Raw genomic sequence first — 13,714 nt, 5'->3', positions numbered from 1 at the left:
GGGTTCGTCCGGGGTAGAGGCAATCGTATTATGTTCATACCATTGCGGCCCTTTCCCGGTGAAAACCATGAGCGCCGCACCAACCTCGACGAGCAAGCCCGCCGTGCTGGCGGTGATGAAGCTGCCGCCTTTCTACATCGAAAAGCTGCAGCAATCCTTCGAGCTGCTGGACCGTCTGCACCAGACCGATCCGCAGGCCTTCGCGCAGGCCGCGCCGCGCATCCGTGCCGTCACGGGTGGCGGCGAGTCGCTGGTCGACCGTGCGCTGCTGGCGCAGCTGCCGGCGCTGGAGATGGTCTCCATCATGGGCGTGGGCTACGACAAGGTCGACGTGGCGGCCGCGCTGGAGCGCCGCATCCCGGTCACGCACACGCCGGACGTGCTCAACGACGAGGTGGCCGACACGGCCATCGGGCTGATGCTGTCCGTGGCCAAGAAGCTGCCGCAGGCCGACCGCTACGTGCGCGACGGCCGCTGGGAGACGCAGGGCGCGATGCCGCTGTCCCGCAAGATGTCGGGCGCGCGGCTGGGCATCGTCGGGCTGGGCCGCATCGGCCAGGCCATCGCCAAGAGAGCCGAGGCCTTCGGCATGTCGATCGCCTACACCAGCCGCAACCGAAAGGACGTGAAGCACGCGTACTTCCCCTCGGCGGCGGAGCTGGCCGCGCAGGTCGATTTCCTGGTGGTCATCACGCCCGGCGGCGCCGCCACGCGCCACATGATCAACGCCGAGGTGCTGCGCGCGTTGGGGCCGCAGGGCTACCTGGTCAACGTGGCGCGCGGGTCGGTGGTGGACGAGGCCGCCCTGATCGATGCGCTGCAGAAGGGCGTCATCGCCGGTGCGGCGCTCGATGTGTTCGAGAACGAGCCGCGCGTGCCGCAGGCGCTGCGCGAACTCGACAACGTGGTGCTGGCCCCGCACATCGGCAGCGCCACGGTGCAGACCCGGCACGCGATGGCGGCGCTGGCGTTCGACAACCTGGCCGCGCACTTCGCCGGCCAGCCGCTGCTGACGCCGGTGCCCGAATGCCGCTGAAGGAACCCGCCGTGCATTTCACGAAGGTCATCCTCTTCACCGATTCCGACGGCCGCGCACGTTTCCGCGAGGACGTGCTGCCGCTCGACCAGGGCAAGCCGCAGGCCATGCTTTCCGCGCTGCTGCCGGCCGAGGGCCTGCAGCTGCGCCACAGCCCGGTGGGCTTCCGCAGCGAGTTCCACTGTTCGACGAACACGCAGTGGGTGTTCATCCTCGGCGGCGCGATGGAGATCGGCCTGCAGGACGGCACCTCGCGCGTGTTCCGCGCCGGCGAGCACTTCTATTCGGCGGACCTGCTGCCCGAAGGCGCCACGTTCGATCCGGCCGTGCATGGCCACCGCAGCGCGCAGGTCGGCCCCGACCCGCTGGTCACCGTCTTCGTGCGCGGCTGAACGACGGCATGGGGGCCATCAAGAACGTCCATGGCAACACGCTCGACCGCCTGGGCGTGACCATCATGTCCGGCCGCTATGCGCCGGGCGCGTCCATGCCGCCGGAGCCCTTGCTGGGCGAGGAGCTCGGCGTCAGCCGCACCGTGGTGCGCGAAGCGGTCAAGTCGCTGGTGGCCAAGGGCCTGGTGAGCACCGGGCCCAAGGTGGGCACCCGCGTGATGCCGGCCGACCAGTGGAACTGGTTCGACCCGGACGTGGTGGTCTGGCAGTCCCAGGTGGGCCTGACGCGCGAGTTCCTGCGCGACCTGCAGGAGCTGCGCCGCGTGGTGGAACCGGCCGCCGTGCGCATGGCCGCCGAGCGCGCCACGGCCGACGACATCGCCGGCATCGAGGCGGCCTACCAGGGCATGCGGCGGGCGGTGGAGGAGGGCGGCGACTACGTCACGCACGACCTGCTGTTCCACCAGGGCCTGCTGCGCGCCTGCCACAACCGCATGCTGGCGCAGATGAGCAAGGCACTGGCCGCGCTGCTGCGCACAAGCTTCGAGATCTCCACCAGCCGCAAGGACGGACCGCGCCTGTCGCTGCCGCTGCACCGCGCGGTGCTGGACGCGGTGATCGCGCGCCGGCCCGACCAGGCCGAGGAGGCCATCCTGGTGCTGATCGACGGGGCGCGCGAAGACATCGACCAGGTGCTGGCCTCGCGCCGCCGCCTGCCCAAGCTGGACGCGCCCGCGCCGCATCTGCGCGCCACCGTGTGAGGCCGACGACGGAATGAAAAGAGCGATCGACTGGTTCTTCAAGGGACTCGAATTCCTGGTGGTCGCCGCGCTGGTGGCCATGGTGTTCATGGTGTTCGGCAACGTGGTGCTGCGCTACGCCTTCAACTCGGGGATCCAGGTGTCCGAGGAGATGTCGCGCTACTGCTTCATCTGGCTCACCTACATCGGCGCCATGATCGCCATGCGCGAGAAGGGCCACCTGGGCGTGGACACCCTGGTCAAGCACCTGCCGGTGGGCGGCAGGAAGTTCTGCCTGTTCCTGTCCGAGTCGCTGATGCTCTGGTGCAACGCGCTGTTCTTCATCGGCACCTGGAAGATGCACGACCTGCAGGTCACCAACGTCTCGCCGGTGGTGGGCATCTCCATGATCTGGATCTACGGCATCGGCTACGTGGTGGCCGCGGTGATGGCGATGTTCAACATCAACGTGCTGTTCCGGCTGGTGACCGGCCGCATCGCGGAGGACGAGCTGGTGCAGGTGGTCGAATCCGAGGACGTGGTGCACGAGATGCCCGCGCAGCCGGTCGAGGCGGGGAGGGTGCGCCCATGACCGGATATTCGTCATTCCCGCGCAGGCGGGAATCCAGAGCTTCCGTGTTTTGCGAGGTCCGGGGCGCGCTGCGCTGGGTCCCCGCCTCCGCGGGGACGACGGCAATCTCCCGCCCCGAGGAGGACAGGCCATGACCGTCGGCGTCTTCCTCTTCAGCCTGCTGGGCGCGATGGCCATCGGCATGCCGATCGCCTATGCGCTCCTGATCTGCGGGCTGTCGCTGATGGCCTTCATGGCCGCCACCGGCGCGCTGGCGGCCTTCGACAGCCAGATCCTGGCGCAGCGCTTCGTCGACGGCGCCGACAACTTCCCGCTGCTGGCCGTGCCCTTCTTCCTGCTGGCGGGCGAGTTCATGAACGCGGGCGGGCTGTCGCGCCGCATCGTCAACCTGGCCATGGCCTGGGTCGGGCACTTCCGCGGCGGACTGGGCTACGTGGCGGTGCTGGCGGCGGTGATCATGGCCTCGCTGTCGGGGTCGGCGGTGGCCGACACCGCGGCGCTCTCGGCGCTGCTGATCCCGATGATGCGGCAGGCCGGCTACCAGGTGAACCGCTCGGCCGGCCTGATCGCCGCCGGCGGCATCATCGCGCCGGTGATCCCGCCCTCCATCGGGCTGATCATCTTCGGCGTCGCGGGCAACGTCTCGATCACCAAGCTGTTCCTCGCCGGCATCGTGCCCGGCATCCTGATGGGCGTGGCCATCGGCATCGCCTGGTGGATCGTGGCGCGGCGCGAGAACGTGCAGCCGGCGCCGCGGGTGAGCATGGCCGAGCGCCTGCGCCTGACCGGGCAGGGCAGCCTGGCCATCGCGCTGCCGGTGGTGATCCTGGGCGGCATGAAGTTCGGCGTGTTCACGCCCACCGAAGCCGCCGTGGTCGCCGCCGTCTACAGCTTCGTGGTGGGCATGTTCATCTACCGCGAGCTCAAGCCGGCCCACCTGTACGGCCTGATCCTCTCGGCGGGCAAGACCACCGCCGTCGTGATGTTCCTGGTGGCCGCCGCCATGGTGAGCGCCTGGCTGATCACGGTGGCCAACATCCCGACCGAGGTGGCGAACATGCTGTCGCCCTTCATGGGCAACCGCATCCTGCTGATGCTCGTCATCATGGTCATCGTGGTGCTGGTGGGCACCGCGCTGGACTTCACTCCCACGGTGCTGATCCTCACGCCGGTGCTGATGCCGGTGGTGCTGAAGGCCGGCATCGACCCGGTGTACTTCGGCGTGCTCTTCATCATGAACAACGCCATCGGCCTGATCACGCCGCCGGTGGGCACGGTGCTCAACGTGGTGTCGGGCGTGGCCCGCATCACGCTGGACGACGCCTTCAAGGGCGTGATGCCGTTCTTCATCGCCGAGCTGATCGTGCTGTTCACGCTGGTGCTCTTCCCCGACATCGTGATGGTGCCGCTCAAGTGGCTCCTGCGCTGACGACTTTTCCTTTTTTCCACCGTTCCAACCTAGGAGACAAAACCATGATCCAACGGCGCACTCTCGTGACCCTGGCCGCCGGCGCGCTGCTGGCCGCCGCCCCCGCCTTCGCGCAGTTCCAGGACCGCACGATCAAGTTCACCAACGGCGTGAACGAGGACCACCCGGTCGGCGTCGGCGTCAAGAAGATGCAGGAAGTGCTAGCCGCCAAGACCGGCGGCAAGCTGAAGATCCAGGCCTTCTGGGGCGGCGCCGCCGGCGGCGACCTGCAGGCCACGCAGGCGCTGCGCGCGGGCACGCAGGAGATGGTGTGCACCTCCTCGTCGCCGCTGGTGGGCATCGTCAAGGAGCTGGGCGTGTTCGACCTGCCCTTCCTCTTCGCCAACGAGAAGGAAGCCGACGCGGTGCTCGACGGCGCCGCCGGCCAGTACTTCAACAAGAAGCTGGAAGACGCGGGCCTGGTGAACCTGGCCTACTGGGAGAACGGTTTCCGCAACCTCACCAACAGCAAGCGCCCGGTGGCCAAGGTCGAGGACTTCGAGGGCGTGAAGGTGCGGGTGATGCAGAACAACATCTTCCTGGACACCTTCAAGACCCTGGGCACGAACGCGGTGCCGATGGCCTTCGGCGAGGTGTTCACCGCGCTGGAGACCCGCACCATCGACGGCCAGGAGAACCCCTTCGTGACCATCGAAACCTCGAAGTTCAACGAGGTGCAGAAGTACCTGTCGGTCACGCGCCATGCCTACACGCCGTTCCTGGTGCTGTACAGCAAGAAGCTGTGGGACCAGCTGACCCCGCAGGAGCAGTCGGTGCTGCGCGAGGCCGCCGTCGAAGGCCAGAAGGTCCAGCGCGCCGCCAACCGCCAGCTGAACGAGAAGTCGCTGGCCAGCCTCAAGACCAAGGGCATGCAGGTCAACGAGATCAACCCGGCCGAGCAGCGCCGCATGTTTGAGAAGGTCAAGCCGGTGTACGACAAGAACGTGCCGACCATCGGGCCGGACGCGGTGAACGTGGTGCTGGATGGCCTGAAGAAGGCGCGTGGGGGCTGATCGCCACCGTCATTCCCGCGACCACCGTACTTGCGCAACCACCGTCATTCCCGCGGAGGCGGGAATCCAGAGCGTCCGAATCGCCCGCCCGTGGAAGCACTGGATCCCCGCCTTCGCGGGGATGACGGCCTTTCCCGATCCGTTGTCCATCGATGAAGATCACCCAGCTCGAAACCCTCCGCCTCGGCGAGTTCCCCAACATCCTCTGGGTGCGGGTCCACACGGACGAGGGCCTGGTCGGGCTGGGCGAGACCTTCATGGGCGCGGGCGCCGTGGAGGCCTACCTGCACGAGTGGGCCGCGCAGCGCCTCTTGGGCACCGACCCGCTGGCCATCGAGGCGCGCGCGCGCGACCTCACCGGCTACCTGGGCTGGCGCGGCTCGGGCGTGGAGACGCGCGGCAACTCCGCGGTCGACATCGCCCTGTGGGACCTGTTCGGCAAGGCCGCCAACATGCCGGTGCACACCGCGCTGGGCGGCCGCAGCCGCGACGCCATCCGCGTCTACAACACCTGCGCCGGCTACCAGTACATCCGCAGCGACGCCAACCAGACCTCTTCCAACTGGGGCCTCGGCAACGCCAGCGGACCCTATGAAGACCTGCAGGGCTTCCTGCACCACGCCGACGAACTCGCCCAGTCGCTGCTGGACGAGGGCATCACGGCGATGAAGATCTGGCCTTTCGACACCGCCGCCGAGGCCAGCCACGGCCAGTACATCAGTCCGGGAGACCTCGACACCGCGCTGGAGCCTTTCCGCAAGATCCGCAAGGCCGTGGGCGACCGCATGGACATCATGGTGGAGTTCCACAGCCTGTGGCGCCTGCCGATGGCCCGCCGGATCGCCCGCGCGCTCAGGGAGTTCGACACCTTCTGGCACGAGGACGCGATCCGCATGGACTCGCTGGACCTCCTGAAGCAGTACGCGAAGGACTGCGAGGCCCTGGTCTGCGCGAGCGAGACGCTCAGCTACAAGTGGGGCTTCAAGGACTACCTGGAGACCGGCGTGGCCGGCGTGGTGATGCTGGACCTGTCGTGGTGCGGCGGCCTGACCGAGGCGCGCAAGATCGCCGGCATGGCCGACGCCTGGCAGCTGCCGGTGGCGCCGCACGACTGCACCGGGCCCGTCGTCTGGACCGCTTCCACGCACCTGTCGCTGCACGCGCCCAATGCGCTGGTTCAGGAGAGCGTGCGGGCCTTCTACAGCGGCTGGTACCGCGAGCTCGTCACCGAACTGCCCGTCGTCCAGGACGGAATGATCACCCTGGGCGACAAGCCCGGGCTGGGGCTGGAGCTGCTGCCCGACCTGCACAAGCGCGCCGACGCGATCGTGCGGGTGTCCAAGGCCTAGTCCGGAGCCCGCGCCACCACCTGTGCGCCGGCCGGCAGCTGCGCGTTGCGCAGGTTCGCCACCACCACGCCCAGCAGGCGCTGCGCATTCGAGGACAGCGACCGCAGCCGGCGCGTGATGAGGCATATCTCGCGCGACAGCGTGGGAGCCTCGAGCTCACGGAACACCAGCTGTGGAAACTCCGTCGGCCGGAACGCCATCGCCGGCACCACCGAGTAGCGCGGCCCGGCGCACAGCAGCGCGAAGAGGGAGGTCGTGCTCGTCACCTCGTCGTGCGGATCGCGCAGCGCGGGCCAGTGCGGGGCGTGCTGCCGCAGGAAGTGGCCGATGCCGGTGTCGGCGCTGAACGAGACGTAGCCCGTGGCCGGCAGGTCCGGCCAGCGCAGCGGCCCCCGCTCCGCCGCCAGCGGCATGTCCGTCCGGCAGACCACGCCGTATCGGTCGTTCACCAGGGGCACGTACTCCAGGTTCTCCGAGCGCTGGTAGCTGCTCTCGATGCCGAAATCCACCTCGCCCTCCAGCACCAGCCTTTCGATCTCCCGCGCCCCGGCGTCGCGCAGGGTGACGCTGACGTCGGGGTAGCCCTGCCGGAACTCCTCGATCGACCGCGCGAGGAACTGCCGGATCACCGAGGCGGCCGCCGCGATGCGGATCTGGCCGCTGCCGCCGCTGGACAGGGCGATCAGGTCGCCCACCGCGTTGTCGAACGCCCGCAGCACCCGCAGCGCTTCGGGCAGGAAGCGCTGGGCATCCCGGGTGAGCTCCACGCGGCGCGTGGAGCGGTCGAACATCTTCTGGCCGACGGCGTCCTCGAACTGCTGGATCGCGGCCGTCAGCGCCGACTGGGTGACGCACAGGCGGGCCGAGGCCAGGGTGAACGAGCCCGTCTCGGCCACCGCCACGAAGGAGCGCAGGTGCTTGAGGGTGACCCGGTGGTTCACAGAAGTTGGATTTATCTTGATCCCTGAATAATAGGCCGGTTCTTTTTGATTGTTGGTGCCGGGGACGCGCTCCAGAATGCTGCGCACCCGTGGCAGCCGCCCGGCCCCGTACCCCCATCGAAGGACGCACACGTGAAAGCCCTCTTCCGCGCCGCCGCCATCACCGTAGCCGCGCTGGCCAGCCTGTTTCCCGCCGCTGCGTCGGCCCAGGGCGCCGATGCCGACAGCTACCCGAGCAAGCCGGTGCGCATCGTCGTGCCCTTCGCGGCCGGCGGCTCGACCGACCTGGTGGCGCGCCTGCTGGCGGACAAGCTCTCGACGGAGCTCAAGCAGCCCTTCGTGGTGGACAACCGCGGCGGCGCCGGCGGCAACATCGGCGCCGATGCCGTGGCCAAGGCGCCCGCCGACGGCTACACGCTGCTCATGGGCACCACCGGCGTGCTGGCGATCAACCAGCACCTGTACAAGAGCATGAGCTACGACGCGGGCAAGGATTTCACGCCGGTCAGCTACACCTCGCTGATCACCAACATCCTGGTGGTGCCGCAGGCCATGCCCGCACGCAACGTCGAGGAACTGATCGCCATGGCCAGGAGCAAGCCCGGGCACCTGAGCTTCGCTTCCTCCGGCGCCGGCAGTTCCACGCACCTTTCGGCGGAGCTGTTCAAGGCGATGGCGGGCGTGGACATCCTGCACGTGCCCTACAAGGGCAGCTCGCAGGCCCTGACCGACGTGGTGGCCGGGCAGGTCACGATGCTGTTCGACAACGCGCCGTCCTCGCTGGGCTTCGTGCAGCAGGGCAAGCTGCGCGCCCTGGCCGTGACCAGCACCAAGCGGCTGCCGATGCTGCCCGACGTGCCCACCCTGGACGAGGCGGGCGTCAAGGGCTACGAGTCGCTGTCCTGGAGCGGCATCGTCGCGCCGGCCGCCACGCCGCGCCCGGTCGTCACGAAGCTCAACCGCGCCATCGACCGCGTGCTGAAGATGGACGACGTGCGCCAGAAGCTCGCCGCCATGGGCGTGGAGCCGGTGGGCGGCGCGCCCGAAGCCTTCTCGCGGCACATCCGCGTCGAGAACGAGAAGTGGGGCAAGGTCGTGAAGGCGGCCGGCATCTCGCTGAACTGAACCGGACGATCCTTTCCCGAACTTCCGGCGCGTCCCGTTGAGCGGGCGCCGGCAGACAAATGCCTTTCCATTCCTCCGACGCGGCCCGGTCCTCGACCCTGGCCGAGAAGCTGTTGTCGCGCGCGGCGGGGCGGCCGGTGCGGTCCGGCGACCTGGTCGTGTGCGAGCCCGACGCCGCCATGGGCACCGACGGCTCGATCCCGATGGCGCTCGACTACCTGCGCCAGGTCGACGCCGATGGCGCGCTGCGCGCACCCGCGCGGCCGCAGAAGCTGTTCTTCGCCCTGGACCACTACGGGGCCCCCTCCGGCGAGCGCGCGCTGGCCTTGCAGCAGATCGCCCGCGGCTACGCCCGCGACCACGGCATCGCGCTGTTCGAGGCGGGTGAAGGCATCGGGCACCAGCTCATGATGGAGCGCGGCCACGTGCTGCCGGGGCAGCTGGTGGTCGGCGCGGACTCGCATGCGGTGTCGTACGGCGCGCTGAACGCTTTCGGCACCGGCATCGGCTCGTCCGACCTGGCCGGCGTGCTGGCCTGCGGCCAGCTGTGGCTGAAGGTGCCGGCCTCGCTGCACATCGAACTCAAGGGCCGGCTGCGGCCCGGCGTCTCCGCCAAGGACGTCGCGCTCACGCTGGCCGGCCGGCTGGGCGCCGACGGCGCCGGCTACCTGGCGCTGGAGTTCGGCGGGGCGGGTGTGGCGGCGCTCGACATGGACGACCGGATCGTGCTGGCCAACATGTCGGTGGAGATGGGCGCGAAGGCGGGGCTGTTCCCGTTCGACCACTGCACGCGGGACTGGCTCGCGCCGCGCACCGCCGCCGCTTTCGAGGCGGTGTCGGCCGATCCAGGCGCCGACTACGCCGGCCGCGTGCTGCTGGACCTCGGCGACGTCGAGCCCCAGGTCGCGCTGCCGCATCGCGTGGACAACGTGCAGCCCGTGTCCGCCGCACGCGGGACGCCGATCGACCTGGTCTACCTGGGCACTTGCACGGGCGGCCGCGCCAAGGACTACCACGAGGCGCTCGAAGTGCTGCGAGGCGCCGGCCAGCTGGCGCCGGGCGTGAAGCTGGTCGTGACGCCCGCTTCCGAAAGCATCCGCGCCGAGCTGGAAGCGCAGGGCGTGCTGGCGGAGTTCCGCGCGTTCGGCGCCAGCGTGCAGGCGCCGGGCTGCGGTGCGTGCTGCGGCACCTGCGGCAGCGTGCCCGCCGGCGGCGTGCGGGTCGCCTCCACCGCCAACCGCAACTTCAAGGGCCGCATGGGCAGCTCGGACGCTCAGATCTACCTGGCGTCGCCGCGCTCGTGCGCGCAGGCGGCGGTGCGCGGCACGCTGGGCGACGGGGAGCCGGCGTGAGCGCGGCGCCGGCCCACCTGGGCGGCCGCGCCCGCGTGCTGGGCGACGACGTCAACACGGACTACATCATCCCTTCGCGCCGCAAGAAGGACAGCCTCGACCCCCAGGTGCTGAAGCACCACCTTCTGGAAGACCTGGTCCCCGGGTTCGCGGCCAGCGTGCAACCGGGCGACATCCTGGTGGCTGGCAGCAACTTCGGCTGCGGGTCGGCCATGGAGGTCGCGGTGACGGTGGTTCGCGGCGCCGGCATCCAGGCCGTGGTGGCGCGCAGCTTCGCGCGGACCTACTGGCGCAACGCGGTCAACAACGGGCTGCTCGCGCTGGTGGCCGACACGCGCGGCATCGCCGAAGGCGAGCGGCTGGAGATCGAGATCGACGGGCAGGGCGTCCGCATCCGGCTGGAAGACGGCCGGCTCATCGACGCCGAACCGCTGCCCGAATTCGTCCTGGCCCTGCGCGAGGCAGGGGGGCTGCTGCCCTACCTGCGCACGCAGGGCCGCCTCAAGTGACTGGAGAAAGAAAGCACCATGACGCGAATCGCGGCAAGACTGAACCGGATCAAACCTTCGCCCAGCTCGATGGCGGGCCAGCGCGCCCGTGAGCTGAAGGCGCAGGGGCGGGACATCGTCGGCCTGACGGCGGGCGAGCCGGATTTCGACACGCCGGACAACATCTGCGAGGCCGCGGCCCGGGCGATGAAGTCGTCCAAGACCAAGTACACCGACGTCGGCGGCACGCCCGAGCTGAAGGAGGCGATCGCCGGGAAGTTCCGGCGCGACAACGGCCTGGTGTACCGGCCGCAGGAGATCATCGCCGGCACCGGCGGCAAGCAGGTCATCTTCAACGCCTTCATGTGCACGGTGGAGCAGGGCGACGAAGTCATCGTGCCCGCGCCGTACTGGGTGTCCTATCCCGACATCGTGCTGCTGGCCGACGGCAGGCCGGTGTTCGTCGACTGCCCGCCGGAGAACGGCTTCAAGCTGCGCCCGCAGGACCTGGAAGCGGCGATCACGCCGCGCACCAAGTGGCTGGTGCTCAATGCGCCGAACAACCCGAGCGGGGCCACGTACACGATGGAGGAACTGCAGGCGCTGGCGCAGGTGCTGCTGCGGCACCCGCAGGTGTGGGTGTTGACCGACGACATGTACGAGCACGTGCTGTACGACGGCCGGCGGTTCGCGACCATCGCGCAGGCCGAGCCCGCGCTCAAGGACCGCACGCTCACGGTCAACGGCGTGTCCAAGGCCTACGCGATGACGGGCTGGCGGCTCGGCTACGGCGCCGGCCCGGCCGACCTCATCAAGGCCATGGTGAAGCTGCAGTCGCAGAGCACCAGCAACCCTTCGTCCATCACGCAGGCCGCGACGGTGGAGGCGCTCATGGGGCCGCAGGACTTCATCGAGGAGCGCAAGCGCGTGTTCCAGGAGCGGCGCGATTTCATGGTGGACGCACTGAACCGGCTGCCGGGCGTGGAATGCCACCGGCCCGACGGCGCTTTCTACCTGTACCCCTCGTGCCGCAAGCTGGTCGGAAGGGTCACGCCTTCGGGGCACAGGATCCAGAGCGACGAGGACTTCGTGATGTACCTGCTGGACGCGCACAACCTGGCGCTGCTGCAGGGGTCGGCCTATGGGATGTCGCCGTTCTTCCGCATCTCGTTCGCCGCATCGCGCGAGAAACTGGAAGAAGGCCTGGCGCGCCTGGCCGCCGCCTGCACCGCGCTGGCGGACTGAAAGCAGCGGCAAGAAAAATGCGGCCCTCGGGCCGCATTTTTTTGGAAAGGGCGGAGTGGGTCCGCCCAGGGCGTGCCGGCGTCAGCCGTAGCGGCGGTTCTGGCCGCTGCGCTGGCCGCCGTAGCCGCCACCACCACCACCACCACCACCACCACCGCCACGGTTGCGGTTGCCACCGCCACCACCACCACCGCCGCCGCGACGATTGCCGCCGGTGCCGGCGCCCATGCTGTCGATGCTGGTGCGGGTGGGATCGGGCTGGCCGTTCGTGGTGGCACGGCGCACGCCGGTCATGTCACGGCGGCTGGGCAGGTTGGTGCGCAGCGGATCGACGTTGCGCGGCATGCGATCGTCCGAGTCATCGCGGTCGTCGTCGAGCGGGCGCTCGGCGCGCGGCGGACGAGGCTGCTGCGGCGGACGGGGCTGGCCGTTGTGGCCGGCGTTGTGACCGTTGTGGCCATTCGCGGGACGCGGGCCGCCGGCCGGCTTGGCGCGCTGGCCATTGCCGTTGCCGTTGGAGCCGTTGCGGGCGCCGCGGCCTTCGCCTTCGGCGGGCTTGCGCGCGCCGTTGCCGGCCTTGTTCTCGCGCATGCGCTGCATCATCTCCTGGCGCGCGGCCTTGGCCGCGGCGCTCATCACCTCGCGGCTGGGCGGCTTGCCGGCGCCGCCCCACAGGGTCTGGCGGCCCATGGCGATGGGCTCGGCGCGCTCGCCGGGCTCGGGGCCGAAGCCCTCGTACGACTGGGCCTTGATCTCCTGCTTGGTGAAGCGCTCGATCTCCTGCATGAAGCCTTCCTCGTCCAGGCAGACCAGGCTGACGGCCTGGCCTTCGCGGCCCGCGCGGCCGGTGCGGCCGATGCGGTGGACGTAGTCCTCGGGCACGTTGGGCACCTCGAAGTTCACCACGTGCGGCAGGTCGTCGATGTCGATGCCGCGGGCGGCGATGTCGGTGGCCACCAGGGCGCGGATGTCGCCGCTCTTGAAGCCGGCGAGCGCCTGGGTGCGGGCACCCTGGCTCTTGTTGCCGTGCAGAGCCATCGCGGTGATGCCCTGCTTGTTCAGGAATTCGGCCACGTGGTTGGCGCCGAACTTGGTGCGGGTGAAGACCAGCACCTGGCTCCAGTCGTGCTCCTGGATGATGTGGGCCAGCAGCTGCTTCTTCTTCGAGCGGCCGACCGGGTGCACGACCTGGGTGATGCGCTGCACCGTGGTGTTGCGCGGTGTGACCTGGATGCTACGGGGCTCGCGTAACAATGCGTTTGCGAGGTCACGAATCTCATCGCTGAAGGTGGCCGAGAACAGCAGGCTCTGCTTCTCGCGCGGCAGCAGGGCCAGCACCTTCTTCACGTCGTGGATGAACCCCATGTCCAGCATGCGGTCGGCTTCGTCGAGCACCAGCATCTGCACGCTGGACAGGTCCAGGAAGCCCTGCTGCTGCAGGTCGAGCAGGCGGCCCGGGGTGGCCACCACGATGTCGACGCCACGCTTCATGGCTTCGATCTGCGGGTTCATGCCCACGCCGCCGAAGATGACGGCCGAGGTCAGTTGCAGGTACTTGCCGTAGGTGCGGATCGATTCCTCGACCTGGGCCGCCAGCTCCCGCGTGGGGGTGAGCACCAGGGCCCGGACACCGTAGCCGCCGAAGCGGCTCTTGGCGCTGCGGCTCATGGTGAGCTTGTGCAGCATCGGGAGGGTGAAGGCGGCGGTCTTGCCGGTGCCGGTCTGGGCGCCGCCGAGGAGGTCGTGGCCTTCGAGCACGGCCGGGATGGCCTGGGCCTGGATGGGGGTGGGGATCTCGTAACCCTGCTCGCGCACGGCCTTGAGGATGGCGGGTGCCAGATTCAGTTCTTCAAAAGTCATTGAACACATCAGCGCCACACCGTGGCGCAGGTATCGGCCTGTTACGGCGCGGGCGCGCCGAGTAGCAAGTCAAAGGCAGATGGGGTTGAGGTCGGGAGGCGGCGGCAGCGGGG

General features: G+C 69.3%; 13 protein-coding genes. 11 read left to right on the top strand and 2 right to left on the bottom strand.

The window, feature by feature from the left end; translation table 11 throughout:
• The first annotated feature begins 67 nt into the window (after window positions 1–67).
• The 7 genes from ASG30_RS20545 (at window position 68) to ASG30_RS20515 (ending at window position 6,590) form a co-directional block, all read left to right on the top strand.
• Window positions 68–1,036, top strand: coding sequence for a 2-hydroxyacid dehydrogenase (locus tag ASG30_RS20545; protein ID WP_055901457.1), 969 nt, complete (start codon window positions 68–70; stop codon window positions 1,034–1,036).
• 11 nt (window positions 1,037–1,047) lie between these two features.
• A complete protein-coding gene (locus tag ASG30_RS20540) occupies window positions 1,048–1,428 on the top strand; it encodes a hypothetical protein (protein WP_235579855.1) in 381 nt (126 codons plus the stop codon).
• An 8-nt stretch (window positions 1,429–1,436) separates the two neighbouring features.
• Window positions 1,437–2,189, top strand: coding sequence for a FadR/GntR family transcriptional regulator (locus ASG30_RS20535; protein ID WP_055901451.1), 753 nt, complete (start codon window positions 1,437–1,439; stop codon window positions 2,187–2,189).
• Between the two features lie 13 nt (window positions 2,190–2,202).
• Window positions 2,203–2,760, top strand: a complete 558-nt coding sequence (locus tag ASG30_RS20530) for a TRAP transporter small permease (RefSeq protein ID WP_055901448.1) — start codon at window positions 2,203–2,205, stop codon at window positions 2,758–2,760.
• A 130-nt stretch (window positions 2,761–2,890) separates the two neighbouring features.
• Entirely contained in the window at window positions 2,891–4,189 is a 1,299-nt protein-coding gene (locus ASG30_RS20525) for a TRAP transporter large permease subunit (protein WP_055901447.1), read from the top strand.
• 44 nt (window positions 4,190–4,233) lie between these two features.
• Window positions 4,234–5,241, top strand: coding sequence for a TRAP transporter substrate-binding protein (locus tag ASG30_RS20520; RefSeq protein WP_055901444.1), 1,008 nt, complete (start codon window positions 4,234–4,236; stop codon window positions 5,239–5,241).
• A gap of 152 nt (window positions 5,242–5,393) precedes the next feature.
• Window positions 5,394–6,590: a mandelate racemase/muconate lactonizing enzyme family protein gene (locus ASG30_RS20515; protein ID WP_055901440.1), complete on the top strand. Its 1,197-nt coding sequence runs from the start codon at window positions 5,394–5,396 to the stop codon at window positions 6,588–6,590.
• Here ASG30_RS20515 and ASG30_RS20510 read toward each other — a convergent pair.
• A complete protein-coding gene (locus ASG30_RS20510) occupies window positions 6,587–7,531 on the bottom strand; it encodes a LysR family transcriptional regulator (protein WP_055901436.1) in 945 nt (314 codons plus the stop codon). The genes ASG30_RS20515 and ASG30_RS20510 overlap by 4 nt on opposite strands.
• Window positions 7,532–7,663: 132 nt before the next feature.
• Between ASG30_RS20510 and ASG30_RS20505 the strand changes: the two genes are divergently transcribed.
• The 4 genes from ASG30_RS20505 to ASG30_RS20490 are packed head-to-tail and all read left to right on the top strand — an operon-like array spanning window position 7,664 to window position 11,741.
• Complete coding sequence (locus ASG30_RS20505; protein WP_055901432.1) at window positions 7,664–8,656, top strand: tripartite tricarboxylate transporter substrate binding protein; 993 nt, start codon at window positions 7,664–7,666, stop codon at window positions 8,654–8,656.
• 59 nt (window positions 8,657–8,715) lie between these two features.
• Complete coding sequence (locus ASG30_RS20500; RefSeq protein WP_055901429.1) at window positions 8,716–10,008, top strand: 3-isopropylmalate dehydratase large subunit; 1,293 nt, start codon at window positions 8,716–8,718, stop codon at window positions 10,006–10,008.
• Window positions 10,005–10,517, top strand: a complete 513-nt coding sequence (locus ASG30_RS20495) for a LeuD/DmdB family oxidoreductase small subunit (RefSeq protein ID WP_055901427.1) — start codon at window positions 10,005–10,007, stop codon at window positions 10,515–10,517. The genes ASG30_RS20500 and ASG30_RS20495 overlap by 4 nt, the downstream gene beginning before the upstream one ends.
• A gap of 18 nt (window positions 10,518–10,535) precedes the next feature.
• Window positions 10,536–11,741 carry a pyridoxal phosphate-dependent aminotransferase gene (locus tag ASG30_RS20490; protein WP_055901424.1) on the top strand — a complete coding sequence of 402 codons (1,206 nt, stop codon included), beginning with the start codon at window positions 10,536–10,538 and terminating at the stop codon, window positions 11,739–11,741.
• Window positions 11,742–11,822: 81 nt separating this feature from the next.
• Here the strand turns inward: ASG30_RS20490 and ASG30_RS20485 are convergent, their stop codons facing one another.
• A complete protein-coding gene (locus tag ASG30_RS20485) occupies window positions 11,823–13,601 on the bottom strand; it encodes a DEAD/DEAH box helicase (RefSeq protein WP_055901421.1) in 1,779 nt (592 codons plus the stop codon).
• Window positions 13,602–13,714: the final 113 nt, after the last annotated feature.

The organism is Ramlibacter sp. Leaf400 (genome assembly GCF_001424545.1).
In the GTDB taxonomy this organism is placed as follows: Bacteria; Pseudomonadota; Gammaproteobacteria; order Burkholderiales; family Burkholderiaceae_C; genus Ramlibacter.
Note: the sequence above shows the minus strand (reverse complement) of the source record. Positions and strands in the feature narration are given on the sequence as shown.

Excerpts from the sequence above, each read along its gene's own strand:
- ASG30_RS20490 (WP_055901424.1), top strand. The coding sequence starts at position 10,536 with ATGACGCGAATCGCGGCAAGACTGAACCGGATCAAACCTTCGCCCAGC.
- ASG30_RS20530 (WP_055901448.1), top strand. The coding sequence starts at position 2,203 with ATGAAAAGAGCGATCGACTGGTTCTTCAAGGGACTCGAATTCCTGGTG.
- ASG30_RS20545 (WP_055901457.1), top strand. The coding sequence starts at position 68 with ATGAGCGCCGCACCAACCTCGACGAGCAAGCCCGCCGTGCTGGCGGTG.
- ASG30_RS20525 (WP_055901447.1), top strand. The coding sequence starts at position 2,891 with ATGACCGTCGGCGTCTTCCTCTTCAGCCTGCTGGGCGCGATGGCCATC.
- ASG30_RS20520 (WP_055901444.1), top strand. The coding sequence starts at position 4,234 with ATGATCCAACGGCGCACTCTCGTGACCCTGGCCGCCGGCGCGCTGCTG.
- ASG30_RS20500 (WP_055901429.1), top strand. The coding sequence starts at position 8,716 with ATGCCTTTCCATTCCTCCGACGCGGCCCGGTCCTCGACCCTGGCCGAG.
- ASG30_RS20485 (WP_055901421.1), bottom strand. The coding sequence starts at position 13,601 with ATGACTTTTGAAGAACTGAATCTGGCACCCGCCATCCTCAAGGCCGTG.
- ASG30_RS20515 (WP_055901440.1), top strand. The coding sequence starts at position 5,394 with ATGAAGATCACCCAGCTCGAAACCCTCCGCCTCGGCGAGTTCCCCAAC.
- ASG30_RS20535 (WP_055901451.1), top strand. The coding sequence starts at position 1,437 with ATGGGGGCCATCAAGAACGTCCATGGCAACACGCTCGACCGCCTGGGC.